This window comes from Janthinobacterium longum, from assembly GCF_051380735.1.
Lineage (GTDB): Bacteria > Pseudomonadota > Gammaproteobacteria > Burkholderiales > Burkholderiaceae_D > Janthinobacterium.
Map to the genome: position 1 here is coordinate 40,251 of NZ_JBNYXQ010000008.1, position 26,635 is coordinate 66,885.

At 62.7% G+C, this 26,635-nt stretch carries 23 protein-coding genes; 17 read left to right on the forward strand and 6 right to left on the reverse strand.

The features are described 5' to 3' along the window. Positions 1–107: 107 nt before the first annotated feature. On the reverse strand, positions 108–749 hold the full coding sequence (locus tag ACQ4WM_RS18900; protein ID WP_436548202.1) for a LysE family transporter: 642 nt from the start codon (positions 747–749) through the stop codon (positions 108–110). A 179-nt stretch (positions 750–928) separates the two neighbouring features. On the opposite strand from ACQ4WM_RS18900, the gene ACQ4WM_RS18905 reads away from it, so the two are divergent. The 14 genes from ACQ4WM_RS18905 to ACQ4WM_RS18970 all read left to right on the forward strand — a co-directional run bounded on the left by ACQ4WM_RS18905 (position 929) and on the right by ACQ4WM_RS18970 (position 16,786). Further along, positions 929–1,876: a DUF808 domain-containing protein gene (locus tag ACQ4WM_RS18905; protein ID WP_436548203.1), complete on the forward strand. Its 948-nt coding sequence runs from the start codon at positions 929–931 to the stop codon at positions 1,874–1,876. Between the two features lie 78 nt (positions 1,877–1,954). Further along, positions 1,955–2,395 (forward strand): inner membrane protein YiaA, encoded by a 441-nt coding sequence (yiaA, locus tag ACQ4WM_RS18910; protein ID WP_436548204.1) that lies wholly within the window; start codon positions 1,955–1,957, stop codon positions 2,393–2,395. Between the two features lie 61 nt (positions 2,396–2,456). Then, entirely contained in the window at positions 2,457–4,565 is a 2,109-nt protein-coding gene (locus ACQ4WM_RS18915; protein WP_436548205.1) for an EAL domain-containing protein, read from the forward strand. 253 nt (positions 4,566–4,818) lie between these two features. After that, entirely contained in the window at positions 4,819–6,480 is a 1,662-nt protein-coding gene (locus ACQ4WM_RS18920; protein ID WP_436548206.1) for a methyl-accepting chemotaxis protein, read from the forward strand. A 22-nt stretch (positions 6,481–6,502) separates the two neighbouring features. After that, complete coding sequence (gene hemN, locus ACQ4WM_RS18925) at positions 6,503–7,960, forward strand: oxygen-independent coproporphyrinogen III oxidase (protein WP_436548207.1); 1,458 nt, start codon at positions 6,503–6,505, stop codon at positions 7,958–7,960. Between the two features lie 10 nt (positions 7,961–7,970). Next, entirely contained in the window at positions 7,971–8,720 is a 750-nt protein-coding gene (locus tag ACQ4WM_RS18930; RefSeq protein WP_436548208.1) for a sulfite exporter TauE/SafE family protein, read from the forward strand. Positions 8,721–8,733: 13 nt separating this feature from the next. Continuing rightward, complete coding sequence (locus ACQ4WM_RS18935) at positions 8,734–11,163, forward strand: heavy metal translocating P-type ATPase (protein WP_436548209.1); 2,430 nt, start codon at positions 8,734–8,736, stop codon at positions 11,161–11,163. After that, complete coding sequence (gene ccoS, locus ACQ4WM_RS18940) at positions 11,163–11,348, forward strand: cbb3-type cytochrome oxidase assembly protein CcoS (RefSeq protein ID WP_436548210.1); 186 nt, start codon at positions 11,163–11,165, stop codon at positions 11,346–11,348. The genes ACQ4WM_RS18935 and ccoS overlap by 1 nt, the downstream gene beginning before the upstream one ends. Before the next feature lie 196 nt (positions 11,349–11,544). After that, complete coding sequence (ccoN, locus tag ACQ4WM_RS18945) at positions 11,545–12,972, forward strand: cytochrome-c oxidase, cbb3-type subunit I (RefSeq protein ID WP_436548211.1); 1,428 nt, start codon at positions 11,545–11,547, stop codon at positions 12,970–12,972. 16 nt (positions 12,973–12,988) lie between these two features. Then, positions 12,989–13,603: a cytochrome-c oxidase, cbb3-type subunit II gene (gene ccoO, locus ACQ4WM_RS18950; RefSeq protein ID WP_436548212.1), complete on the forward strand. Its 615-nt coding sequence runs from the start codon at positions 12,989–12,991 to the stop codon at positions 13,601–13,603. 1 nt (position 13,604) lies between these two features. Further along, complete coding sequence (locus ACQ4WM_RS18955; protein WP_436548213.1) at positions 13,605–13,805, forward strand: cbb3-type cytochrome oxidase subunit 3; 201 nt, start codon at positions 13,605–13,607, stop codon at positions 13,803–13,805. Then, entirely contained in the window at positions 13,798–14,724 is a 927-nt protein-coding gene (ccoP, locus tag ACQ4WM_RS18960; protein ID WP_436548214.1) for a cytochrome-c oxidase, cbb3-type subunit III, read from the forward strand. Before ACQ4WM_RS18955 ends, ccoP begins: the two co-directional genes overlap by 8 nt. A gap of 4 nt (positions 14,725–14,728) precedes the next feature. Beyond that, positions 14,729–16,120, forward strand: coding sequence for a cytochrome c oxidase accessory protein CcoG (ccoG, locus tag ACQ4WM_RS18965; RefSeq protein ID WP_436548215.1), 1,392 nt, complete (start codon positions 14,729–14,731; stop codon positions 16,118–16,120). A gap of 141 nt (positions 16,121–16,261) precedes the next feature. Beyond that, positions 16,262–16,786 (forward strand): FixH family protein, encoded by a 525-nt coding sequence (locus ACQ4WM_RS18970; protein WP_436548216.1) that lies wholly within the window; start codon positions 16,262–16,264, stop codon positions 16,784–16,786. On the opposite strand, the gene fnr is transcribed toward ACQ4WM_RS18970, so the two are convergent. After that, a complete protein-coding gene (gene fnr, locus ACQ4WM_RS18975) occupies positions 16,787–17,545 on the reverse strand; it encodes a fumarate/nitrate reduction transcriptional regulator Fnr (RefSeq protein ID WP_436548217.1) in 759 nt (252 codons plus the stop codon). 202 nt (positions 17,546–17,747) lie between these two features. Here fnr and ACQ4WM_RS18980 point away from each other — a divergent pair, with 202 nt between their 5' ends. Continuing rightward, complete coding sequence (locus tag ACQ4WM_RS18980; protein WP_436548218.1) at positions 17,748–20,792, forward strand: HAMP domain-containing sensor histidine kinase; 3,045 nt, start codon at positions 17,748–17,750, stop codon at positions 20,790–20,792. Between the two features lie 92 nt (positions 20,793–20,884). Here the strand turns inward: ACQ4WM_RS18980 and ACQ4WM_RS18985 are convergent, their stop codons facing one another. The 4 genes from ACQ4WM_RS18985 to modA are packed head-to-tail and all read right to left on the reverse strand — an operon-like array spanning position 20,885 to position 23,843. Beyond that, positions 20,885–21,652: a TOBE domain-containing protein gene (locus ACQ4WM_RS18985; RefSeq protein ID WP_436548371.1), complete on the reverse strand. Its 768-nt coding sequence runs from the start codon at positions 21,650–21,652 to the stop codon at positions 20,885–20,887. Between the two features lie 31 nt (positions 21,653–21,683). Beyond that, positions 21,684–22,382 carry an ABC transporter ATP-binding protein gene (locus ACQ4WM_RS18990; protein ID WP_436548219.1) on the reverse strand — a complete coding sequence of 233 codons (699 nt, stop codon included), beginning with the start codon at positions 22,380–22,382 and terminating at the stop codon, positions 21,684–21,686. A 4-nt stretch (positions 22,383–22,386) separates the two neighbouring features. Further along, positions 22,387–23,058 (reverse strand): molybdate ABC transporter permease subunit, encoded by a 672-nt coding sequence (gene modB, locus ACQ4WM_RS18995; protein ID WP_436548220.1) that lies wholly within the window; start codon positions 23,056–23,058, stop codon positions 22,387–22,389. Between the two features lie 8 nt (positions 23,059–23,066). Next, the gene (gene modA, locus ACQ4WM_RS19000; protein WP_436548221.1) at positions 23,067–23,843 is read right to left on the reverse strand and encodes a molybdate ABC transporter substrate-binding protein; all 777 of its coding nucleotides are present in this window, start codon (positions 23,841–23,843) and stop codon (positions 23,067–23,069) included. A 139-nt stretch (positions 23,844–23,982) separates the two neighbouring features. On the opposite strand from modA, the gene ACQ4WM_RS19005 reads away from it, so the two are divergent. Both ACQ4WM_RS19005 and ACQ4WM_RS19010 read left to right on the forward strand, forming a co-directional pair. Beyond that, complete coding sequence (locus tag ACQ4WM_RS19005) at positions 23,983–25,215, forward strand: putative DNA modification/repair radical SAM protein (protein ID WP_436548222.1); 1,233 nt, start codon at positions 23,983–23,985, stop codon at positions 25,213–25,215. After that, positions 25,212–26,630, forward strand: a complete 1,419-nt coding sequence (locus ACQ4WM_RS19010) for a UdgX family uracil-DNA binding protein (RefSeq protein ID WP_436548223.1) — start codon at positions 25,212–25,214, stop codon at positions 26,628–26,630. Before ACQ4WM_RS19005 ends, ACQ4WM_RS19010 begins: the two co-directional genes overlap by 4 nt. The last annotated feature ends 5 nt before the right edge of the window (positions 26,631–26,635 follow it).

The window sequence follows — 26,635 nt, forward strand, 5'->3', positions numbered from 1 at the left end:
CTCCAGTTGGACAGGAAAATACGGCAAGGATACGGATGACAGCCCGATTACAGCCCGATATGCACAGCGCCACAAGCCCGATTACAAATGATTGCACATGGTCCCGATCAGGACGTGGCGTGGGCACCACGCTTGACGAAAAACAGCGCCGCGCCCACCGCCATCAACAGGCCGCCAAAAAAGCGGTTCTGCTTCCTGACGGCCTTCGCGTCGCGGAAAAAGCGCTGCATCGACGAGGCCAGGTAGGCGTAGCTGTGCATGACGATCAGGTCGATGGTGCACATGGTCACCGCCAGTATCAGCAGTTGCGGCAGCACCGGCGCGCCGGGGCTGATAAATTGCGGCAGCACCGCCACCATGAAGATAATGCCCTTGGGATTGGTCACGTTGGTCAGGAAACCGGTCAACACGCGCCGGCCCATGCTCGGCAGCACGGCGGCCGCATGCAGGTCGCCGGCCACCGCGATCTTCGCGCGCCACTGCGACAGGCCCAGCCAGATCAGGTACAGCGCACCAACGGTTTTCACGATATTGAAGGCCACTTCCGACGCCAGCAGCAGCGAACCGACGCCGGCGCCGGCGATAAACAGCACCACCAGCAAGCCCATCTGCAGGCCGAGGATGGTGGCGCTGGTCTTTTTCACGCCATACGACAGGCCGTGCGACATCGACAGCACGGCGCCGGAGCCGGGCGAGACGGCGATGATGGAGGCGGCAAGGACAAAGGCAATCCAGGTGGCAAAGCTCATGCGAAATCCAGAAAGAGGGGAAGACGGCGATTTTACCGCGCCGCGTGCGTCGCTGCCGGCCGCGCTGGGTTAAGATCATGTTAACCTCTTCTCTTGCATCCCAACCAATAAGAACATGATGAAACTTACATTGACTTCCCTGGCCCGATTCCCTTTCACCGCTGCAGAGGGCTGCTGAGATGGCCGGCTCCAGCCTGTTTGCCCTGCTTGACGATATCGCCAGCATTCTCGACGATGTTTCGCTGATGACCAAGGTGGCAGCCAAGAAAACCGCCGGCGTGCTGGGCGACGACCTGGCCCTGAACGCGCAGCAAGTGTCGGGCGTGCGCGCCGAACGCGAATTGCCGGTGGTCTGGGCGGTGGCGGTCGGCTCATTGAAAAACAAGGCCATCCTGGTGCCGGCCGCGCTGGCCATCAGCGCGTTTGCACCATGGGCCATCACGCCGCTGCTGATGGTGGGCGGCGCCTACCTGTGCTTCGAAGGCTTTGAAAAGATCGCCCATCCCTACCTGCACCCGGACGACAGCCACAAGGCCGAGCTGGCCGAGGCGCTGCGCGACCCGAACGTGGACCTGGTGGCGCTGGAAAAAGACAAGATCAAGGGCGCCGTGCGTACCGACTTCATCCTGTCGGCCGAAATCATCGTGATTGCGCTCGGTACCGTGGCCACCGCCACCTTTGCCGAGCAGGTGGCGGTGGTGGTCGGCATCGCCCTGATCATGACGGTCGGCGTGTACGGCCTGGTGGCCGGCATCGTCAAGCTCGACGACGCCGGTTTCTGGCTGGCCGCGCGCAAGGGCGCCGGCGCGCTGATGGATGGCGTGCGCGGCTTTGGCCGCATGCTGGTGGCCGCCGCCCCCAAGCTGATGAAGTTTTTATCCGTGGTCGGCACCCTGGCCATGTTCATGGTCGGCGGCGGCATCCTGACGCACGGCTGGCCGTGGGCCAGCGACCTGCTGCACCAGATGGAACATGCGGTGGCCGGCGTGGCGCTGGTCGGCGGCGTGCTGGCGGCCATCCTGCCCAGCGTGGTCAACGCCATCGTCGGCGTGATCGCCGGCGCCCTGGTACTGGCGGTAGTCAGCGGCGCCCAGGCTTTGTTGCGCATGGTCAAGCCCGCCAAATAAAATTTCTGCTCTGATGGTGCGGCGGCCGCAACCGTGGCTGCCGCACCCTATCCCTTCCAACCACCTCAGGAGTCAAGCATGCTGCAACCCACCTTCCAACGTCCCAGCAGCGCCTTTGTCGGCGCCTCGTGGGCCGCGCTGTTGATCGGTTCCATCACCTATCTGGCAGGTCTGTGGAATGCCGGCATGGCGCTCAATGAAAAAGGTTATTACTTTACCTTGCTGATGTATGGGCTGTTCGCCGCCGTCTCGCTACAGAAATCCGTACGCGACCGCAGCCAGGGCATCGCCGTCACCGGCATTTATTTCGGCCTGTGCTGGATCTCCGTGTTAATGGTCTTGCTGCTGCTGACGGTGGGCCTGTTCAACGCCACCATGCAGAACAGCGAAAAAGGCTTTTATGCCATGTCATTCCTGCTGAGCCTGTTTGCGGCGGTGGCCGTGCAAAAAAACGTACGCGATCTGGCCCAGTCGGCACCCGAGACGGCGGCCGAGCCCGGTGGCGCGCCTTTGGTCTGAGCGGCGCAGGGAACCAAAAGGTCGCCAGCGCATCTACCTGTTAACAGCACAGGAGAGCGTGATGAGCGACCAGCAGAAACGTTTGCAAATGGCATTGGATGCAGCCCACATGTCGATATGGGATTCATGCGTTGCAAACGGCCAGGTAATCGATGGCCATGTCTTCTGGTCCGCCAGTGGCGCCGCCCTGCTGGGACTGGAAGGGCGCGCGCAGACGCAGACATTTCGCGATTTTCTCGCTTGCGTGCATGCCGATGACCGCGAGCACGTGCTGCAGGTGCTGCAGGACGGCGTGCAGCGGAGCACCGGTTATGCGCTGCAGTACCGGCTGATCTGGCCCGATGGCAGCGAGCACTGGTTGTCCGCCACGGGCCATGTCGTTACCGGCGCCAGCGGCCAGCCCGAGCGCACGCTGGGCATCATCCGGGATATCACCGACCAGAAGCAGCAGGAAATCATGATCGCGGAACGCAAGGAGCTGGCGGAAGTCACGCTCAGTTCCATCGGCGACGCGGTAATGACCACCGATCCGCAGGGCAAGACACGCTACCTGAACCGCATGGCCGAGCAGTTGACGGGCTGGACCACCCAACTGGCGCTGGGTCTGGACATCTGGGATACCATGCCGCTGGCCGACGAGCACACCGGCGCGCCGCTTGAACACGTGGCCGTCAAATGCCTGCACCAGCGCCAGTCCATCGGCACCTCGACACACACCAACCTGATCACGCGCGACGGGCGCCAGATCGCCATCGAGGATTGCGCCGCGCCGATCTGGTCGCGCGAGGGCAAAATCCTCGGCGCGGTGGTGGTGTTTCGCGACGTCAGCCATGAACGCAAGCTAAGCCAGCAATTGTCGTGGCAAGCCACGCACGACCACTTGACCGGGCTGATCAACCGGCGCCATTTCGAACAGCTGGTGGCCGCCGCCCTGCACACATCCAAGGAGCAGGGCCATGTGCATGCCCTGCTGTACCTGGACCTGGACCAGTTCAAGGTCATCAACGATACCTGCGGCCACGACGCCGGCGACGTGCTGCTGCAGCTGCTGGCCAAGCTGCTGCAATCGCAGATGCGCGACAGCGACATCCTGGCCCGCCTGGGCGGTGACGAACTGGGCGTGCTGCTGCCGCACTGCCCGATGGAACATGCACGCCAGATCGGCGAACAGTTGCGCCAGTCGATCCGCGATTTCCATTTCTCCTGGGATGGCCGCAACTATGAATTAGGCGTCAGCATCGGCATGGTGGAAGTCAACCAGGACAGCAAGTCGCTGAGCGAACTGCTGGTGGCCGCCGACCAGGCCTGCTACCTGGCCAAGGAGCAGGGCCGCAACCGCATCCACGTGTACCAGGAAGCGGACGTGATGCTGGCCCAGCGCCATGGCGAAATGCTGTGGATCTCGCGCCTGAACGAAGCGTTCGAGCAAGACTATTTCCGCCTGTACGCGATGCCCATCGTGCACCTGCGCGATGGCCAGGAAAGCCACGACGAGGTGCTGCTGCGCATCCGCAACGGCAAGGGCGACCTGATCTTGCCCGGCGCCTTTATCCCCGCTGCGGAACGCTATGACATGATGATTTCTATCGACCGCTGGGTCATCCGCGCCGTCTGCGCGCATATCCAGAGCGTGCGCGACAGCCTGGCGCCGGGCGAGGCGCTGGTGGAACAACGCCGCCGTACGCCGGCCCTGTACTCGGTCAACCTGTCGGGCATGTCGCTGGCCGACACCAGCTTGCAGTACTACATCACCGAGCAATTCGTGCAGTACGCCATCGCACCCGAGCAGATCTGCTTTGAAATCACCGAAACGGCAGTGATCGCCAACCTGCCCAAGGCACAGCTCCTCATGCAGAAGCTCAAGGCGCTGGGCTGCCGCTTTTCACTGGACGACTTCGGCGCCGGCTTTTCCTCGTTCGGCTACCTGAAAGCGCTGCCGGTTGACTACCTGAAGATCGACGGCGTATTCGTGCGCGATATCGCCAACAATGCAATCAATCGCGCGATGGTCAAGGCCATCAATGAAGTGGGCCATGTGATGGGCCTGGAAACCGTGGCCGAATACGTCGAAGACGAGGCGACGCTGGCCGTCATCCGCGAACTGGGCGTCGATTATGCGCAAGGCTATGCGGTGGGCAATCTGCGGCCTTTGATAACCGGTCTGGACTGATACAAACGAGCTGCGCCAACGTCATCGTCAGCGTAGTTACTATGGCCGCATGCACCCAACCATCTGCCGGGCAGAAATAACTAGCCATGTCTGCGCACCGTCGAATTAGCCACTCCAATTTTAAGGATTTTGATCTACATCAATAAATTTGCGCTGATGACTCCTTACACTGATCCACGTTCTTGCAATCCTGCAAGCTTTATTCAATAAATGCGTCCGACTGCCGTTCGGCGCACCTGTCCGGGAAGCCGTCATGCGCCAGAATTTGCCAGTTACCAACCGTGAAACTCTGGTTCTCGAAGACCAGGCGATCGTCTCGAAGACGGACCTGAATGGCAATATCGTCTATGTCAATCCGTATTTCAGCAAGGTCAGCGGCTTTACCGAGGCCGAACTGATCGGCTCGCCGCAGAACATCGTGCGCCATCCCGACATGCCGGCCGAAGCGTTTGCCGACATGTGGGCCTCGCTGAAGGCCGGCACACCATGGACCGGTCTGGTGAAAAACCGCTGCAAGAACGGTGATTTTTATTGGGTGCGCGCCAACGTCACGCCGATCCGCGAGGCGGGCCAGACTATCGGCTATATGTCGGTGCGCGTGAAAGCGGACAAGGACCAGGTCAAGGCAACCGAAGCGGCGTATCAGGCCATCCGCAGCCAGGAGGGCGGGCGCATCATCATCAAGCATGGCCAGATCGTGCGCCCGGGCCTGGCCCATCTGTTACACAAGCTGACCCATATGTCGCTCAACCTGCGCATCTGGATGGCAACCAGCGCCGTCAACTGTCTGCAACTGCTGGTGTGCGCCCTCACCCTGTTTGCGGCGGGCGGCGCCGCCACCAACTACGGCATCTTCGGCGCCACCCTGGTCGGCTTCCTGATCAACGTCTTCCTCTGGTACACCTTGCGCGTATCGGTGCTGCAGCCCCTGAACAAGGCGCTGAACGGCGCGCGCGCGATCGCCGCCGGCGACCTGTCGGGCAGCTTTGAAACCGACAGCACCGATGAAGTGGGCCAATTGCTGCGCGCGCTGCAGCAGATGAACAGCAACCTGATCGCCACCATCCGCGACGTGCGCATCAATGTGGAAACCATGGCGGTGGCGACCAAGCAGATCGCGGTCGGCAATATGGACTTGTCGGGCCGCACCGAATCACAGGCCGCCAGCCTGGAAGAGACGGCGTCGAGCATCGAAGAATTTTCGTCCACCGTCAAGCAGAATGCCGACAACTCGGTGCAGGCCAGCGACCTGGCCGTGGCGGCATCGAAAGTGGCGGTGCAGGGCGGCGAGATCGTCGCCGACGTGATCACCACCATGGATGAAATCAACACCTCGTCGAAGAAGATCGTCGACATCATCGGCCTGATCGAAGGCATCGCCTTCCAGACTAATATCCTGGCACTGAACGCGGCCGTGGAAGCGGCGCGTGCCGGCGAGCAGGGCCGCGGCTTTGCGGTGGTGGCGGGCGAAGTGCGCAACCTGGCGCAGCGCTCGTCGGTGGCGGCCAAGGACATCAAGCAGCTGATCGATATTTCCGTCAGCAAGGTCGGCGCCGGCATGGTGCAGGTCAACCGCGCCGGCACCACCATGGAACAAGTGGTCAGCTCGGTGCAGCAGGTGACCGCCATCATGCAGGAAATCTCGATCGCCTCGCGCGAGCAGAGCATCGGCGTCGACCAGGTCAACACCGCGATTGCCCACATGGACCAGGTGACGCAGCAGAACGCGGCGCTGGTCGAAGAGGCAGCGGCCGCTGCCAAGCGCCTGTCGGAAGAAGCGGCCAGCCTGTCGCAAGCCGTCAGCCTGTTCAACTTCGGCAAGATGCCGCCAGCACGCCGTGCCACCCTGAATAACGGGCGCAGCGGCGCCGCCAACGCCGGCAAGAACGCCGGACTGAAACGCCTGGCCGCCTGAACTTTACAAGAATCAAACCACCATGACCACATTACTCAGCAATGCTTGCGGCGAACTTGATGCCGTTGTCGAATTCGATCCCGTCATCATCGGCAAGATGAGCCAGTCCGGCCCGCGCTACACCTCGTATCCGACCGCCGACCGTTTCACCGCCGATTTTGGCTACGGCAATTTCCTCGAAGCGGTGGCTGCGCTGCGCATGCGCGGCGGGCGCCGGCCGCTGTCGCTGTACGTGCACGTGCCGTTTTGCGACACCCTGTGCTACTACTGCGCCTGCAACAAGATCATCACCAAAGACCGCAGCAAGGCCGCCACCTACCTCAGCTACCTGAAGCAGGAAATCGCCATGCAGTCCAAGCTGTTTGCCGGCATGAACCAGATCGAGCAGCTGCACTTCGGCGGCGGCACGCCGACCTACCTGAGCGAAAAGCAGATGGACGAGCTGATGGCGCATCTGCGCCAGCACTTCGAATTCGCGCCAGACGCCGATGGCGAATACTCGATCGAAATCGATCCGCGCACGGTCTCGCGCGAACGCGTGTTTTCGCTGCGTGCGCAAGGCTTCAACCGCATCAGCCTGGGCGTGCAGGACTTCGACGCCGACGTGCAAAAGGCCGTCAACCGTATCCAGCCGGAAGCGGAAACGGTGGCCGTGATGCAGGCCGCGCGCGACGCGGGATTCCGTTCCATCAGCATCGACCTGATCTACGGCTTGCCCAAGCAAAGCATGGAGACCATGACGGAAACCTTGCGCAAGGTGATCAACGCCAGCCCCGACCGCATCGCCCTGTACCACTACGCGCACATGCCGCATTTGTTCAAGCCGCAACGCAGGATACTCGACGCCGACATGCCCGACAGCAGCACCAAGCTGGCCATGCTGGGCCTGTGCATTGCGCGCCTGACGGCAGCCGGCTATGTGTATATCGGCATGGACCATTTCGCCAAGCCGACCGACGACCTGGCCGTGGCACAGCGCCAAGGCCGCTTGCACCGCAATTTCCAGGGCTACTCGACACGCGCCGAAGCCGACCTGATCGCCTGTGGCGTGTCGGCCATCAGTTCGGTGGGCGCCGTCTACAGCCAGAACGAAAAAACGCTGGACGCTTATTACGAAAAACTCGACGAAGGCGTGCTGCCGATCGCGCGCGGCATCAAGCTGGAAACGGACGACATGCTGCGCCGTATCATCATCCAGATGCTGATGTGCAATTTCGAACTGTCGATCGCCACCATCGAGCAGGCCCACCCGGTGATTTTCCGCAGCTACTTCGCCGCCGAACTGGAAAAACTGCGCGACCTGGCACGCGACGGCCTGCTGTTGATCGAAGAGGACTGGCTGACGGTAACGCCGAAAGGGCGTTTGTTGATCCGCAATATCTGCATGGTGTTCGACCGCCACCTGGCAGAAGCAAGGGCCAGGGCTGCACTGGCCTCGCCTGACCAACCGCAACCACTGCGCTACTCGAAAACGGTATAGCGGCCACGCGATGACACACCTCAGTCTCCTGCCGCTATTCATGGTCGGCCTGGCCGGCAGCGTGCACTGCATCGGCATGTGCGGCGGCATAGTCAGTGCACTGTCGGTGGGAGGCCCAGCCCCAGTCCCACATCCGCGCGCCGTGATTGCCATCCACGCGGTGCAGGACAGCAGCGCGCTGCGCGTGCTGGCCTATAACGGCGGGCGCATCGCCAGCTACATGCTGGCCGGCGCCTTTGCTGGTGGCCTGGCAGGCGCCGGCATGGTCAGAATCGCCTCATTGCAAGTGGCCGGCTACTGGCTGGCCAACCTGATGCTGGTCGCCCTGGGACTGTACCTGATGGACGCCTGGCGCGGCCTGGCCAGGCTGGAAGCAGCCGGCAACCTGGTATGGCGCCGCGTGCGTCCTTTGTTGCAACCCCTGCTGCCGATGGACACGCCTTTCAAGGCGCTGGTCGTTGGCGGCCTGTGGGGCTGGGTACCGTGCGGCATGGTCTACAGCGCCTTGCTGACCGCCATGATGAATGGCTCGGCCGTGCATGGCGCGGCCGCCATGGCCGCCTTCGGCCTGGGCACCTTGCCGACCCTGCTCGGCATGGGCCTGCTGGGCGTGCGCATGCGCCAGCAATTGCAGCGCCGCCCCGTGCGCATTGCCAGCGGCCTGCTGGTGCTGGGCTTTGGCCTGCTCGGGTTGCTGCGCGCCGCCAATGGCGTCTCGCTGGGCTGGCTCGACGCCCTGTGCGTGGCGCCCCATCCATGAAAAAAAGAATCTGATGAACGCCGTTTTACAATTGACCGAATGCTTCCACTGCGGGCTGCCCGTGCCGCCCGGTTCCAGCTGGAATGTCACCATCGACGCCTTGCCGCGCGCCATGTGTTGCCCCGGCTGCGAAGCGGTGGCGCAAACCATCGTCGACATCGGCCAAAGCAAGTACTACACTGAGCGCGACGACTACGCCGCCAACGCGTCTGACGCCACCCTGATGCCGCCCGAGTTGCGCCTGTATAGCAATGACGATGCGCAATTTGCGCGCGACGCCAGCAGCTGCGAAGCGACCCTGTCGGTCGAAGGCATCCGCTGCGCCGCCTGCGTCTGGCTGATCGAGCGCCAGCTGAACCGCCTGCCCGGCGTACAGGCGGCCAGCCTGAACGTCGCCACCGAACGCCTGTATGTGCGCTGGAGCCGCGCGCAATGCGAGCCCGGCGATATCCTGCAAGCCGTGCGCCAGGTCGGCTACACGGCGTATCCGTACGACGCCGTGCGCCATGGCGAGCAGTTGCAAAAAGCCAGCAAGACCCTGGGCCGCCAGCTGTTCGTGGCCGGCCTGTCGATGATGCAAGTGATGATGTACGTGGCGCCGTCCTACCTGGCGGCCGAAGACGGCACGCTGGACCCGAACATGGCCTCATTGATGCGCTGGGCCAGCCTGATCCTGACCTTGCCGGCCATTTGCTACTCCGCGCTGCCCTTCTTCCAGGGCGCCTGGTCGAGCTTGCGCGCACGCACCCTGGGCATGGACGTCCCGGTCACGCTGGGCATCCTGGCAGCGTTTTTCGGCAGCCTGGTGGCCACATTCACGGGCCAGGGCGAGGTGTATTTCGACTCGGCCACCATGTTCATTTTCCTGCTGCTGTGCAGCCGCTACTTTGAACTGCAGGCGCGCCGCAAGGCCGCTTCGGCGCTGGAACGCCTGCAGCATGCCTTGCCGGCCTCGGCCACCTTGCTGCCGGGCTTCCCGGACAGCCGCTCCACCGCCCTGGTGCCAGCCGGCAGCCTGGGCACAGGCGACGTGATCCTGGTGAAGCCTGGCGAAGCGGTCGCCGCCGACAGCGTGATTATCGAGGGCAACAGCGCGCTCGATTTGTCGCTGCTGACGGGCGAGAGCGCGGCGCAGCGGAAAAAAATCGGCGATCAGGTACCCGGCGGGGCGATTAACGCCAGCGCGCTGCTGCTGCTGCGGGTGCTGAAACCGGCGCGTGAAAGCACCCTGTCCGACCTGCTGAAACTGATCGAGCGGGCCGGCAGCGGCAAGCCGCAGATCGCCCAGTGGGCCGACAAGGTGGCCGCCTGGTTCGTGCTGGCCCTGCTGTTGTTTGCCGTCGCCGTGTTCGCCTTCTGGAGCTGGCACGATGCGGCGCGGGCCTGGCCGGTGGCGATCGCCGTGCTGGTGGTGTCGTGCCCATGCGCGCTGTCGCTGGCCACGCCGACGGCGCTGGCGGCCGCCACCGACAGCCTGCTGCGGCGCGGCGTGCTGATCGTCCAGCCACATGTGCTCGAAACCCTGCACCGCGCCACCCATATCGTGTTCGACAAGACCGGCACCCTGACCCTGGGCCGGCCCGTGCTGCGCCAGACCGACAGCCTGGGCAGCTTCGACCAGGATGGCTGCCTGCAAGTGGCGGCGGCACTGGAATCCGGCAGCGCCCACCCCCTGGCGCAAGCCATCCTGGACGCGGCCGGCGGCGTCGCAGCGCGCCATGCGCAGCAGTTGCAGGAAGTGCAGGGCCAGGGCCTGGAAGGCACCATCGACGGCGTGCGCTACCGGCTCGGCAATGCGGCCTTCGTGGCCGCAATCGCCGGCCCGCCCCTGGACGACACGGCGCTCGGCATTGACGGCATGACGCCTTTGTACCTGGCTACGCAAGGGCAGTGGCTGGCGCGTTTTCTGTTGAGCGACGCCTTGCGGCCGGAAGCGCGCGAGGTGGTGGAGTATTTCCAGCGTCATGGCAAGCAGGTGGTGCTGCTGAGCGGCGACCAGGAAGCGCTGACGCAAGTCGTGGCGCGCGAACTCGGCATCACCACTGCCTGCGGCGAATGCCTGCCCGATGAAAAACTCGATTTCGTGCAGCAGTTGCAAGCGACCGGCGCGGTGGTCGCGATGGTTGGCGATGGCATCAACGACGCCGCCGTGCTGAGCGCGGCCGACGTCTCGTTCGCCATGGGTTCGGGCGCCGCGCTGGCGCAGGCGCATGCCGACACGGTGCTGCTGTCCAGCCAGCTGCGCTCGGTGCTCGACACGGCCCATACGGCCGCGCGCAGCATGCGCATCATCCGCGAAAACCTGGGCTGGGCCACCTTGTACAACCTGACCGCCATCCCCGCCGCCGCGCTGGGCTTTCTGAATCCCTGGCTGTCCGGCGTGGGCATGGCCGCCAGCTCGGCGGTCGTGATCGCCAATGCCCTGCGCCTGAGGAAAACCTGATGGAGTCCTTGTACCTGCTCATTCCGCTCAGCATCGTGGTGGTGTTTATCGCACTGTGGGTGTTCTTCACGGCCTCCGACGGCGGCCAGTTCGACGACCTGGTCGGACCGGGCCTGCGCGTGCTGCAGGACGACGACACGACGCCGGAGCCAGCATCAAAACCATCGGCCAGCGAACACGACTGAAACAGCCGGATTACAGCCGATTCCACCCGGTCTTGCAGCGATCTTGCATGGGGTTTTTTACCCAGGTCAGCATTTTTTTTGCTGCCGCCCGCAATCGATGTTTCATCTGGTTAATTTTGATCCACATCAAAGTTTTTTAGACCTCAAACACTTAACCTCTGCCCACCATCATAAATAGACATTCCAGGGAGTCTTTGTGGATCAATCGCTGAACTATAACTACAAGATCGTGAAGCAATTCGCGGTCGCTACTGTGGTATGGGGCGTCATCGGCATGCTGGTCGGCGTCATCATCGCCGCCCAACTGGCCTGGCCCGCCCTGAACCTCGACATACCGTGGCTCACTTACGGTCGTTTGCGTCCGCTGCACACGAATGCGGTCATTTTTGCATTCGGTATCTGCGGTCTGTTCGCCACCTCGTACTACGTGGTACAACGCACCTGCCAGGTGCGCCTGTTTTCGGACAAGCTGGCCGCCTTTACCTTCTGGGGCTGGCAGGCAGTCATCCTGTGCGCGGTCGTCACGCTGCCGATGGGCCTGACGCGCGGCAAGGAATACGCCGAACTGGAGTGGCCGATCACCATACTGATCGCCGTGGTCTGGATCGCCTACGCGATCGTTTTCTTCGGCACGCTGATCAAGCGCAAGGTCAAGCATATCTACGTCGCCAACTGGTTCTTCGGCGCCTACATCCTGGCCGTCACCATCCTGCACGTCGTCAATGGCGCCGTCATGCCAGCCTCGTTCACCAAGTCCTACTCGGCCTATGCCGGCGTGCAGGACGCGATGATTCAATGGTGGTACGGCCATAACGCAGTGGGCTTCATCCTGACCGCCGGCTACCTGGGCATGGTCTACTACTTCATCCCGAAACAGGCCGAGCGCCCTGTCTATTCGTATCGTCTGTCGATCGTCCACTTCTGGGCGCTGATCTTCACCTACATGTGGGCCGGCCCGCACCACCTGCACTACACGGCCTTGCCTGACTGGACCCAATCGATCGGCATGGTGTTTTCCTTGGTGCTGCTGGCGCCAAGCTGGGGCGGCATGATCAACGGCATCATGACCCTGTCGGGCGCCTGGCACAAGCTGCGCACCGACCCGATCCTGAAATTCATGATCGTCTCGCTGTCGTTCTACGGCATCGCCACCTTCGAAGGTCCGATGATGTCGATCAAGACCATCAACTCGCTGTCGCACTACACCGACTGGACCGTCGCCCACGTGCACGGCGGTGCATTGGGCTGGGTCGGCTTCATCACCATGGGTTCGATCTACTACCTGCTGCCACGCGTGGCCGGCCAGACCAAAATGTACAGCACGCGCCTGATCGACGTGCACTTCTGGGTCGCCACCATCGGCATCGTGCTGTACATCGCTGCAATGTGGATCGCCGGCGTGATGCAGGGCCTGATGTGGCGCGCGGTCAATCCGGACGGCACCCTGACCTATACCTTTGTCGAAGGCGTGAAAGCTACCTATCCGTACTACGTGGTGCGCGTGGGCGGTGGCCTCTTGTACCTGGCTGGCATGTGCGTGATGGGCTACAACACCTACATGACCTTGCGCGGCACCAAGGTGCCAGTCGCACGCATCCCGGAACTGAACGCGGCGCACGCCTGATTGGAGCGAAAGCAAAATGAAATTTTCACATGCATGGATTGAAAAAAACCCCTGGCTGCTGATAGGCCTGGTCACCCTGGTGATCAGCGTCGGCGGCGCCGTTGAAATCGTGCCGCTGTTCTTCCAGAAGAGTACCACCGAGCCGATCGCCGGTCTGAAGCCCTATTCACCACTGCGCCTGGCCGGGCGCGACATTTATGTACGCGAAGGCTGCTACAACTGCCACTCGCAGATGGTGCGTCCGCTGCGCGCGGAAACCGAGCGCTATGGCCACTATTCGGTGGCGGGCGAATTCGTCTACGACCGTCCGTTCCAGTGGGGCTCCAAGCGTACCGGTCCCGACCTGGCACGCGTCGGCGCGCGCTACAGCGATGAATGGCACCGTACCCACCTGAACAATCCGCGCGACGTGGTGCCGGAATCGAATATGCCGGCCTACCCATGGCTGGCAAAGACCAAGCTCGCGCCGGAAGACATCGTGCCGAAGATGCGCGCCCTGAAACGCCTGGGCCAGCCCTACAGCGAAGAAGAAATCAAGGCCGGTCCGGAGCAACTGAAGGACAAAACCGAAGAAGACGCCCTGGTGGCCTACCTGCAAGGCCTGGGCACATTAATCAAAACGAGGAATTAGCATGGCAATCGAGAACCTGTTCGACAGCGCCAGCAGCGTCATGACGGTGGTTTCCTTTACGACGTTTGTTGGCATCCTGTGGTGGACATTCAGCCGCAGCAACAAGGACTTCGACGCGGCGGCCAACCTGCCGTTCGCCGACGAGGCGCTGGACTATCCGGTGGAAGCCGGAGTGGCAAAAGAGGAGCGCAGCCATGTCTGACTTTACCAGTGGTTTCTGGAATATTTACATTGTCGTGCTGTCCCTGCTGGGCATTATCGGTTGCGCCGTACTGCTGTACTCGCAGTCGAAAGTGAAGGTATTGCCGGGCGCACCGGCCGACGGCACCACCGGCCACGTGTGGGATGAGGACCTGACGGAGTTGAACACGCCGATGCCGCGCTGGTGGATGTGGCTGTTCTACATCACCATCGTGTTTGCGCTGGCGTATCTGTTCCTGTATCCGGGCCTGGGCACTTATGCCGGCAAGCTGGGCTGGAAATCGTCGGGCCAGTACGAGCAGGAGCTGAAAAAGGCCGAAGCCGATTACGGTCCCCTGTTCGACAAGTACCTGAAACAGGACCTGAAAACCGTGGCTGCCGATCCGCAGGCTAACGCCATCGGCCAGCGTCTGTTCCTGACCTACTGCGCGCAGTGCCATGGCTCGGATGCACGCGGCAACAAGGGTTTTCCCAACCTGACCGACAAGGACTGGCTGTATGGCGGCGACCCGGACATCATCAAGACCACCATCATGCACGGCCGTAACGGCATCATGCCGCCGATGGGCGCCGCGCTCGGTTCGGAGCAGGATGTGGAGAATGTCGCGCACTATGTGCTGAGCCTGTCGGGTTCGACCTCGGACCCAGTCAAATCGGTACTGGGCAAGGCCAAGTTCGGCGCCTGCATGGCCTGCCATGGCGCCGACGCCAAGGGCAACCAGCAACTCGGTGCACCGAACCTGACCGACAAGATCTGGCTGTACGGCGGCAGTGCCGACACCATCATGGAAACCATCCGCAAGGGCCGCAACAACCAGATGCCCGCCTTCGGTGACTTCCTTGGCGAGTCGAAAGTGCATGTGCTGTCGGCGTATATCTGGAGCCTGTCCAACCCTCAGCCTGCAGTTCCCGTGAAATAATGTAATGGAACCCCAAGTCATCAAGATGTATGCGGCCCGCGAGCAGATCTACCCTCGCGAGGCCAAAGGACGCTATGCAACATGGCGCTGGGTGTGCGTCTGGCTCACCCAACTGGCGTTCTACGGCTTGCCGTGGTTCAACTGGAACGGCAGGCAAGCCCTGCTGTTCGACCTGACCACGCGCAAGTTCTACATTTTCGGCGTGGTGCTGTGGCCGCAGGATTTCATCTATCTGGCGGCCCTGCTGATCATCTCGGCGTATCTGCTGTTCCTCGTCACTGCAATTGCCGGGCGCGTCTGGTGCGGTTTTTCGTGCCCGCAAACGGTGTACACGGAAATCTTCCTGTGGGTCGAACGCAAAATCGAAGGCACGCGCAGCGCGCGCATGGCGCTAGACCGCCAGGGCCCTTCGCTGCGCAAGACCGGCAAAAAGGTGGCCAAGCATCTGGTGTGGGGCGCGATCGCCCTGTGGACAGGGTTTACCTTCGTCGGCTACTTCACGCCGATCCAGGACCTGGTACATGAAGTGCGAACCTTCAATTTCGGTCCCTGGGAATGGTTCTGGATCCTGTTCTACAGCCTGGCCACCTACGGCAACGCGGGCTGGCTGCGCGAACAGGTGTGCAAATACATGTGTCCGTATGCGCGCTTCCAGAGCGCCATGTTCGACCAGGACACCCTGATCATCACCTATGATGAAAAACGCGGCGAACCACGCGGCGCGCTGAGCAAGAAAGCCGCCAGGGACGGCACGCAAACCAAATTGGGCGACTGTATCGACTGCACACTGTGCGTACAGGTATGCCCGACCGGCATCGATATCCGCAAGGGCCTGCAGTATGAATGCATCGGCTGCGCCGCCTGCGTCGACGCCTGCAACAGCGTGATGGACAAGGTCGAGCGGCCGCGCGGGCTGATCCGCTACAGCACCGACCATGCGATGGAAAACAACTTCAATTCGCAGCAGATCCGCCGGCGCGCCATGCGGCCGCGCGTACTGATCTACACCACGATCCTGGCACTGATCGTCACCGCCGTGTGTACCTCGCTGTTCCTGCGCACGCCCTTGAAAATGGACGTGATCCGCGACCGTGGCTCGATGGGCCGCGAAGTGGAAGACGGCATGATCGAAAACGTGTATCGCCTGCAGATCATGAATACTTCCGAACAGCAGCAGCACTTCAAAATTGCCGTCTCGGGCCTGCCCGGACTGACCCTGTTGACGCGCGAGGAAGTGACCCTGCAGCCGACCGAAACGCTGGGCTGGCCGGTACGTTTGCGCGTGCCGCACGGTGTCGGAGAAAAAGGTTCGAACAAGATCCAGATCGAGCTGCAATCACTCGACGAGCCGTCATTGCATGTACGCGAGAGCGCGGTGTTTATCGTGCCGCGTTAAACAAGGGGTCGGACCCTGCAGGTCCGACCCCAGCCTTTTGCTTGCTTACCCTAAACATAAAGCTGGCCTCAAACCCCAGCCTTCATCCACTCAACGTAAAGCTGGGGTCAGACCCAACGGGTCTGACCCCGGGAGATAAAAATGTCCAAGACTGTCAAACTGCAAGCTCCCGTCGCCCCCTGGTACAAGCACCGCTGGCCGTGGCTGCTGATGATCGGCCCGGGCTTGTCGGTCGTCGTCGGCAGCTTTATGGGGTATATCGCGTTTACGCAACCCGATGCGCTGGTGGTGGGCGACTACTACAAGCAGGGCAAGGCGATCAATCAGGACCTGCGCCGCGATACGGTGGCCAGCAACCTGGCGATGGACACCAGCCTTGCCTACGACGTGGCGCAATCGCGCATCACCGGTTCCGTGCACAGCTTTGGCAAGGCTTACCAGCAGCCCTTGCTGCTGCACCTGGCGCACGCGACCTTGCCGGAAAAAGACATCCGGCTGATGGTGCAGCCCGATGCGGACGGCAATTTCTCGGTCTCGCTGCCGATGCTCGAGCGCAGCCGCTGGCAGGTACTGGTGGAAGACGGCAAGCGCGAATGGCGCCTGTCGGGAATCTGGACCTGGCCGGCCCAGCGCGACATCAGCTTGCGTGCCGACAGCGAACTGTAATTATTTGCAGACGTCGGTACCGGCCGTAATCGCCTTCAGTCTGGCCGGCTGCAGGATTTCAATCTCGCGGTTCGATACGCTCAGCCAGCCTTCCTTCTTGAATTTGGACAGCAGCCGGCTGATGCTCTCGATCGTCAGGCCCAGGTAGTTGCCGATTTCCTCGCGCGACATGCGCAGCTGGAATTTGCTGCCCGAGTAACCGCGCGCTTCATAGCGCGAGGCCAGGTTGACGATAAAGGCGGCAAAACGCTGGGTCGCCTGCATATTGCCCAGCAAGAGCATCACGCTTTGCTCGCGCGTGATTTCCTGGCTCATCATGCGGTGGAAATGGCGCAGCAGGGTTGGCATATTGCCCAGCAATTGCTCCAGGCTGGAAAATGGAATTTCGCACACTTCACTGTCTTCCAGCGCCACCGCATTGCAATGATGGCGGTCGGCGCTGATGGCGTCCATGCCCAGCAATTCGCCGGCCATCTGGAACCCCGTCACCTGTTCCTCTCCACCGGGATTGATCTGGTAGGTCTTGAAGTGGCCAAGGCGGATCGCATACAGGTTCTGGAACGCGTCGCCAATGCGGAACAGCGAGGCACCGCGCAACACCTTGCGGCGCCGTCCGATGATCTGGTCGAGGCGGTCCATGTCGCCCACATCCAAGCCCATCGGCAAGCAAAGCTGGTGCATGCTGCAAGTGGCGCAGCGCGCACGCAGCGCTTCAACGCTCACGATGGGCAGAGTTGGGGACAATAGATCAGGTGTCATTGCGTATACCTTTAAGAAAATACAACAACGAGTTTACTGCATTCAGGGTTGCCGTGTGCCAATTTCGGTGAAATGCCGGCATTAAATCACTTTCTTCCTTTATTTTCATGGCAACTGCGCCACAAGCTGGTGCTTGCCAAGTTGCCGCTTTGCTAGGAGAATTCCTGACAACATACATGCCGCATGCCAAGCAAAGGAAAATATGAAGCCTCTCGGCATCAAAGCAAAAGTCGCGCTGGCGACCAGCCTTACTTCGGTCGCCATGATTGCCCTGGTCACACTGGTACAAGTGCAACGCATGCGCGATGATTTCACCAAGGTACTGCTGAGCCAGCAAACGGCCATGATATCCCGCACGGCAGAAGAGCTCGATGACAAGCTCGGCATGCTGCTCGACGTCATCACCGAAACGGCGCGCCGCCAGCCGGCCGCACTGATGGCGCAGCCGGCCCAGTTGCGCCAGTACTATGAACAGCGCGCCATGCTGGCTCTGTTCGACGACGTGCTGGTGCTCGATACGCGCGGCAAGCTGGTCAGCGATGTGCCGGAATTGCAGGAGCGCAGCGCTCTCGATGTCAGCGACCGCCCGTATTTCCAGACCGTCATGCGCACCCGCAAGGCCATGATCACCGAGCCGATGCTGGGCAAGACCAGCGGCATGCCGATCGTGCAGATGGTCGCGCCCGTGCTGGACAAGAACGGCGAGATAGCCGGCCTGGTGGTCGGCGTGCTGCGCCTGTACAAGGACAACCTGCTGGGCGACCTGCGCACTGCCAAGGTGGGCAAGAACGGCTATTACTTCATACTGACTCGCGGCAAGGTGCCGCGGTATGTGCTGCACCCGGAGACCGCCAAGCTGCTGCAACCGCGCGTCGGCCCCGCCAGCAGTGACGAAGGCAGCACGGTCAGCAACAACAGCAGCGGCGTCAGGGCGGTCAACAGCTTCAAACAGCTGAAATCGGTGAACTGGCTGCTGGCCGCCTCGCTGCCGATTGACGATGCATTTGAACCGTTCGACGGCGTGCTGTACCGGCTGGTGCTGTGGAGCGCCTGCGCCTCGCTGCTGGCGGCACTGGTATTGGGCTGGGTCACGGTGCGCCTGCTGTCGCCACTGGTGCGCTTGCGCGACACCCTGCTGGCACTGCGCAGCAGCAACCAGCGTTTCACGCCGCTGCCGGTCGAGCAGCGCGACGAAATCGGCGAACTGACGGCGGCCTTCAACAGCCTGATGAGCGAGCGCGACCGCCTGCAGCAGGAAGTGGAAGCACGCGCCAGGGAACTTGAAGACGAGCGCGACCGCGCCGAAGCGGCCAACTGCGCAAAAAGCGATTTCGTTGCCAACATGAGCCATGAAATCCGCACGCCCCTGAACGCCGTGCTGGGCATGGTGTATCTGCTCGGTAATACCAAACTCAATACGGAACAGCGCAAATACCTGACCATGGTGCGCGTGGCTGGCCAGTCGCTGCTGGGCATCCTCAACGACGTGCTCGATTTTTCCAAGATCGAGGCACGCCGCATGGACCTGTCGCCGGTCGAATTCGATCTCGACGAGGTGATGAATACCCTGGCCACCACCATGACCATGAACGCCGGCGAGAAGGAGCTGGAACTGGCGATCGCAGTCGAGTCGGACGTGCCGCGCCGGCTGGTCGGCGACGCCCAGCGCCTGCAGCAGATCCTCGTCAACCTGGCCGGCAACGCCATCAAATTTACCGCCAGCGGGGAAGTGGTGGTGGCCATTAGCCTGGCAGAACAGACTGCTGACAAAGCCTGGCTGCGCTTCGAAGTGCGCGATACCGGCATCGGCATGACGCCGCAGCAGCAGGAACAATTATTTACCGCCTTCTCGCAGGGCGACCAGAGCATCACGCGCCGCTTCGGCGGCACCGGCCTGGGGCTGGCCATCAGCAAGCACCTGATCCACATGATGGGCGGCGATATCGCCGTGGCCAGCAGCGAAGGCAAGGGCAGCCGCTTCTGGTTCAGCGTGCCATTCGAGGCTTTGGCGCAGCCGAACGAAGAGCGGCGCACACCGGCGCTGGGCCACTTGCGCCTGCTGGTGGCAGACGACAACCGCACCACGCGCGAACTGATCGTCAAGCTGATCGAAGCGTGGGGCTGGGCCGCCGACGAAGTCGACTCGGGCTTTGCCGCCATCGAACTGTACCGCGAGCGCCTGGAGCAGCAGCAACCGTATGACGTGGTGCTGGCCGACTGGCACATGCCGGTGATGGACGGCCTGGCCACGGCCAAGGCGATACGCCAGGCGGCCAGCGGCCAGCGCCAGCCGATCGTGGTGATGGTCAACGCGTTTGCGCGCAACCACCTGGAAGAAATCTCGAGCGCGGCCGAAGCCGACGTGGTGCTGATGAAGCCGATTACCGGGTCGAGCCTGTTCGACGCGCTGCACCAGGCCTTGAGCGCCAAGCAGGATGGCGAACAGCATATCGCACTGCAGCAGAGCGGCAATGAACTGGCTGGCGTGCACTTTTTGCTGGTGGAAGACAACCCTCTGAACCAGGCGGTAGCGCGCGGCATCCTGGAGCACATGGGTGCCACGCTGGACGTGGTTGGCGATGGCCTGCTGGCCGTCGAGCGCCTGCGCGCGGAGGCACCACGCTACGACATCGTGCTGATGGACATGCAGATGCCGGTAATGGACGGCTTCAGCGCCACCCACATTATCCGCACCGAACTGCGTCTGAACCTGCCCGTGATCGCCATGACGGCCGGTGTGCTGGCCTCCGAACGCGAACGCTGCATGACGGCCGGCATTACCGACTTTATCGCCAAACCGGTAGTGGTGGAAGAGATGATGGAAGTGATCAGCCGGCACCTGCCCGGGCGGCCATCCGCGCCCATTGCCACGCCGGCGGTGACCTTCGACGAGGAAGTGTTTTCCATGGCCACACTGATGCGCGTGATGGGCAAGGACGCCAAGGGCAGGGCGGTGCTGCGGCGCATGGTGGAAGACGCGCTGAACAAAGGCATGACGCCGCTGCACAATGCCGAGCAAGCGTGGCAGGCCGGCCGCCACAGCGAGGTGGCGCGCATTCTGCACGCCCTGCGCGGCTCGGTGGGTACCCTGGGCACCAAGCGCCTGATACGCGCTTCGCTGGCCACCGAGCAAGCCATCGACGAAGGCCGCCACGACGAGGTGCCGGCGCTGCTGGCGCAAACGATGCTGGAACTGGAGCAGGTGCTGGCGGCCGCTGCCGACTGGCTGGGGCGGCTGGAGGATTAATTAACCCAAACCTGGGGTCAGACCCTCAATGCCGCTAACTCAGAGGCTTGCGCTGCCAGTCGAGGGGGTCTGACCCCGGCAGTAACACGGTCTCAGGCCGGAACGCCCAGGATCACGCTCGACGCCTTGAACATCGCCGTCAGGTGGCTGCCGGCAGCGATCTCCATCTCGACCGCGCTGTGATTGGTGATGATGGCGGCGATGGTTCCCCCGCCCGGCAAATCAAGCACCACTTCCGTGTTGACGGCGCCCGTCTGCACGCGCGTGACGGTGCCGGCCAGCTGGTTGCGCGCCGAGAAACGCGCACCTGCGCCATCGGCCACCAGGATGACAGACGAGGCCTTGATCAGCGCAAACGCTTCCACGCCGGGCGCCAGGCCCAGGCTGTCGCTGCTGCCCTGCGTGACGACTGCGACGATCTGCTGGCCGCCTGGCAATGCCAGGATCACTTCATCGTTGACCGCACCGGGCTTCAGTTCAGCCACCTTGCCCAGGAATTGATTGCGCGCCGTGGTTTTCATGGCCATTCTCCGTATCAGTAAAAGGTCGTCGGCAATACCCTCGGCCTGGCTGCCCAGCTGGCGCAGGTAGCGTGCATGTTCGCGCTCGATAAGGCGAAAGTTGTCGACCAGCTGGCGCCCGCGCGGCGTCAGGCGCGTGCCGCCGCCACCCTTGCCGCCCGCCAGCCGTTCCACCAGCGGCTGGCCGGCAAGATTGTTCATCGCGTCGATGGCGTCCCAGGCCGCCTTGTAGCTCATCTTCACCAGCCTGGCCGCCTGCGTAATCGAGCCGCATTCGGCAATCGCGCCAAGCAATTCCACGCGCCCGGCGCCACCGAGGTTCTCGCCGCCCACCGTCATCCAGACCGAGCCCTGCAGACCGATTTCTGCATTATCCAATTCTCACCTCCTGCGCAATGGTTTCCATCGTATCGATGCGGCCGTCGCGCAAAGTCAGCACATGGTCGCCGAGGATGCGCGCGTCTTCCGGGTCATGCGTAATCAGTATCATCGGCACGCCCAGGCGATGCTGCCACTGGCTCAGTTCCTGGCGCATGCTCACTCGCAGGGCCGGGTCGAGCGCGGCGAACGGTTCATCGAGCAGCAGCGCGGCCGGTTCGGCCACCAGAGCCCTCGCCAGCGCCACTCTCTGGCGCTGGCCGCCGGACAACTCGTCGGGATACTGGTGCGCCAGTTCCTGCAAGCCAAAGGCGTCGAGCCAATGATCGACTTTGGCCAGCTTTTCGCGCGCGCGCGGGTTGAACCAGCCGCGCGCCAGGCCAAAGCCCACGTTCTGGCGCACCGTCAGGTGCGGGAACAGGGCGTAGTCCTGGAACAGATAGGCCACATTGCGCTGCTGCGGCGCCAGGTTGATGCCGGCGGCGGAATCGAACAAAGTGCGTCCGTTCAGGCGGATATGGCCGGCGTCGGGCGTAAACAGGCCGGCAATCGCTTTCAGGGTGATGCTCTTGCCGGCACCGGACGGGCCATAGACGGCAATACGCTGGCTGCCGGACGTGCATTGCACGTGCAGGTCGAAACTGCGTTTGCCGGAGCGCAAGGTGGCGCGGATGTCGAGGTCGAGTTGCATGGGCTTACTTGTGAGCGATGCGTCCGGGCGCCAGCCGGCCGGCCGCCAGCAGCACCACGATGCACACGGCGGAGGTAATCAATACCAGCGTGTTGGCGGTATCGTCCTGGCCCGCCTGCACCGCCTCGTACACGGCCACTGACAGGGTCTGCGTCTTGCCGGGGATGCTGCCGGCCACCATCAGGGTGGCGCCGAATTCACCGAGAGCGCGCACAAAACCGAGCAGCACGCCGGCCAAAATACCACGCCAGGCCAGCGGCAAGGTGACGCGAAAGAAAATGGCGACTTCGGAAATACCCAGCACCCGCGCCGCCTGTTCCAGCTGGCCATCGACCGCTTCGAACGCCGCGCGCGCCGGCTTGAACACCAGCGGAAAGGCAACGATGGTGGCGGCGATAACGGCACCCTGCCAGGTAAAAATCAGGTTGATGCCGAAGTGTTCCTGCAGCCAGACACCAAAAGTGCCGCGCCGGCCCAGCAGCACCAGCAGATAGTAGCCCAGCACCGTGGGCGGCATCACCATCGGCAACGTCAAGATGGCGTCTAACAGCTCGCGCCCGGCAAAGCGCGTGCGCGCCAGCAGGTAGCCGGTAGCGATACCCAGCAGCAGATTGAGCGCCGTGGCCCATGCCGCCACTTTCAGCGATAGGGCCAGCGCGGTCCAGGCGATCTCCATGGCGTCGCTTAGGGCTTCCTGAAACCGTCAGCTTGCTTGAATCCAAAGCGCGCGAGTATGGCTTGCGCCGGTGCCGTCTGCAGGTAGCTGACAAAACGCTGCGCCTCGAAGGCGTTACTGCTGCCCTTGATGATGGCGATCGGGTACCGCACCGGCGACGCCAACGGCACCTCGAACACCACCTTGACTTTGTCTTTCATGATGGCCGCATCGGTACCGTAGACAAAGCCGGCGTCGACTTCGCCGCGCGCCACGTAATCGAGCGACTGGCGCACGTTTTGCGTACTGATGGCCTTGGCCTGCACGCTGTCCCACAGATTCGCCTTTTTCAGCGCGCCTTGCGCATAGCGGCCCACCGGCACGCTGGCCGGGTTGGCGAGCGCCACCCGCGTCACGCTTTTCTGCGTCAGGTCATGGAGGTTTTTGATGGCCAGTTTGCTGTCCGACGGCACGATCAGCACCAGGCTGTTGCTGACGAAATCATGGCGCTCGGCCGGCAACACCAGGCCCTGTTTTTGCGCCATGTCCATGGTCTCCTGGTCGGCCGAGGCAAACACGTCGACTGGCGCGCCCTTGATAATCTGCTGCAGCAACACGCCGGAGGCGGCAAAGTTCAGCGACACCTTGCTGCCCGGATACTGCGCCTCATAGCTTTGCGCCGCATCCTTGAAGGCGTTCGTCAGGCTGGCCGCGGCCGACACCACCACTTCGCCGGCCAGAGCAGAGCCAGCGGCAGTGGTCAGCAGGGCGGTGCCCAGCAGGCGGGCAAGAGAGGTCAGGCGCATGGTCGTATCCTTGGGATTAAACAATCAACAGCAGCGTAATATACATGGATATATAACGCTCTGCCATTGCACAGGTCAAGCGGCCGCCCAATGCATTCCCTGATATACTGTATGAATACACAGTATATCGGAGCGCAGCATGGAATTGACGGACAAGCTGGAAATCCTGGCCGACGCGGCCAAGTACGATGCTTCCTGCGCCAGCAGCGGTGCGCCCAGGCGCGACTCGATTGGCAAGGACGGCTTTGGTGCCACGACGGGCATGGGCATCTGCCACAGCTATACGCCGGACGGGCGCTGCGTCTCGCTGCTGAAAATCCTGCTGACCAATTACTGCCTGTACGACTGCCAGTACTGCGTCAACCGCCGCAGCTCGAACGTGCCGCGCGCCCGCTTTACAGTGGCCGAAGTGGTCAAGCTCACGGCCGACTTCTACCTGCGCAACTACATCGACGGCCTGTTCCTCAGTTCCGGCATTATCCAGTCGGCCGACTATACGATGGAGCAGCTGGTGCAAGTGGCGCGCGAGCTGCGCGAGGTGCACCAGTTCCGCGGCTATATCCATCTGAAAACCATCCCCGATGCCGACCCGGCCCTGATCGCCGCCGCCGGCCGCTATGCCGACCGCCTCAGCGTCAATATCGAACTGCCGACGCAAGACAGCGTGCAAAAGCTGGCACCCGAAAAAAGCGTGCACACCATCAAGCTGGCGATGGGGAACATCCGCCGCAAGCTCGATGAAAAGGCCGAGGAACCGAAGTCGCCGCGCTTTGCGCCGGCCGGCCAGAGCACGCAGATGATCGTCGGCGCCGACGCCAGCGATGACCAGCAAATCCTCAACACGGCCGAGACCCTGTACGGCAGCTACAAGCTCAAGCGCGTGTATTACTCGGCCTTCAGCCCTATCCCCGACAGCCCGAAAAGCGTGCCGCTGGCACCGCCGCCGATGCTGCGCGAACACCGCTTGTACCAGGCCGATTTTTTGCTGCGCAGCTACGGCTTCCAGGCCAGTGAACTGTTGCCCGCCACCGGCGGCAACCTGGCGCTCGATATCGACCCGAAACTGGCCTGGGCGCTGGCGCACCGCGAGCATTTTCCGATGGACCTGAACCGCGCCGCACAGCACATGATCGCGCGCGTGCCAGGCATCGGCCTGCGCAATGCGCAGCGCATCGTCGACCTGCGCAAGCTGCGACAAGTACGCTACGCCGACCTGTCGCGCCTGCGCTGCAGCATGAAAAAAATCGCGCCCTTTATCATTACGGCCGACTACTTTCCTGCGCGCGACGCCACCACCTCCGAGAACCTGCGCCGCGCCATGACGGCAGCGCCGCAGCAGATGAATTTGTGGCCGGAGCTGCAGGCGGCATGAACGATGTGGTGAGGCTGGCGCAGTCATTCGACGAATGGCGCGCGGCGGCGCGCGAGCTGATCGCGCGAGGCGTGGCGCCAGCCTCGGTGCAATGGCAGTCGCTGCTTGGTGACGGCGACCTGTTTGCTGCCATGGCAGAGGCGACCGATACCAGTGCGCCGCCGCTGCGCCTGCCCCGTCAACTGGTGGAACTGCTGGAAAGCGCCGCCTGCTTCAACGTGGCTGATCGCTGGGCGTTTCTGTACCAGGTGCTGTGGCGCTGGCAGCAGGGCCAGCACGACGTGATCTCGCCGGCCGATCCCGACGGCGCACGCCTGCACGGCATGGCCAAGGCAGTGCGCCGCGAAGAACACGACATGCACGCCTATGTGCGCTTCCGCGAACGCCCGCAGGAGCAGGGCGCACCGCGCTTTGTGGCCTGGTTCGAGCCAACCCACGACGTGCTGCCGCAAGTGGCGCGCCACTTTGCACGCCGCATGGGCAATATCAGCTGGATGATCGCCACGCCGACCGCCACCATGATGTGGGACGGCGAGACCTTGCACACCGGCCCGGCCCTGATGCGCGGCCCGGCCGATATCGACGACGCCGGCGAAGCGCTGTGGCTGACCTACTACCGCAGCATCTTCAACCCCGCGCGGCTGAACGCCGACCTGCTGCGCAGCCATATCCCGTCACGCTTCTGGAAAAACCTGCCCGAAGGCGCCATTGTGCCGGCTATGGTCAGTGGTGCCGCCAACGGCGAACGCCGCACCGGCCAGACGGCCACAGTCGGCCAGCGCAGTGGCGCCACCATGATCCCGATCTCGCCCGAACGCGCCCAGCCCGTACGCGAACTGTCCACCACGCTGGACCAGTGCCGCCGCTGCGAACTGTGGCAAAGCGCCACCCAGGCCGTGCCCGGCGTCGGTCCCGCGCAGGCGGCCATCATGCTGGTCGGCGAACAGCCGGGCGACCAGGAAGACCTGGCGGGCCTGCCGTTTGTCGGCCCGGCCGGCGCGGTGCTCCAACGTGCCATGCAGGAAGCCGGCATTGCACGCGACAGCATCTACCTGACCAATGCCGTCAAGCATTTCAAGTGGGAACCACGCGGCAAGCGCCGCCTGCACAAGACACCAGCACAACGCGAAATCGCCGCCTGCCACGACTGGCTGGAACAGGAACTGGCCAGCGTCCAGCCGCAAGTCGTCGTCGCGCTGGGCAGCACGGCCCTGAAATCGATATTGCAGGATGGCGCGGCCACCATGACGCCGCTGCTCGGCACGCCGATTCAGCATGATGGGCGCTGGGTGGTGACCGTGTATCACCCCTCGTATGTGTTGCGGGCGCCCGATGAGGCGATGCAGCGGCAGGCGTATCGGGTGATAGTCGAAGGGCTGCGGCAGGCATTAAGTTTGATACATCATCAGGCTTGAGGATT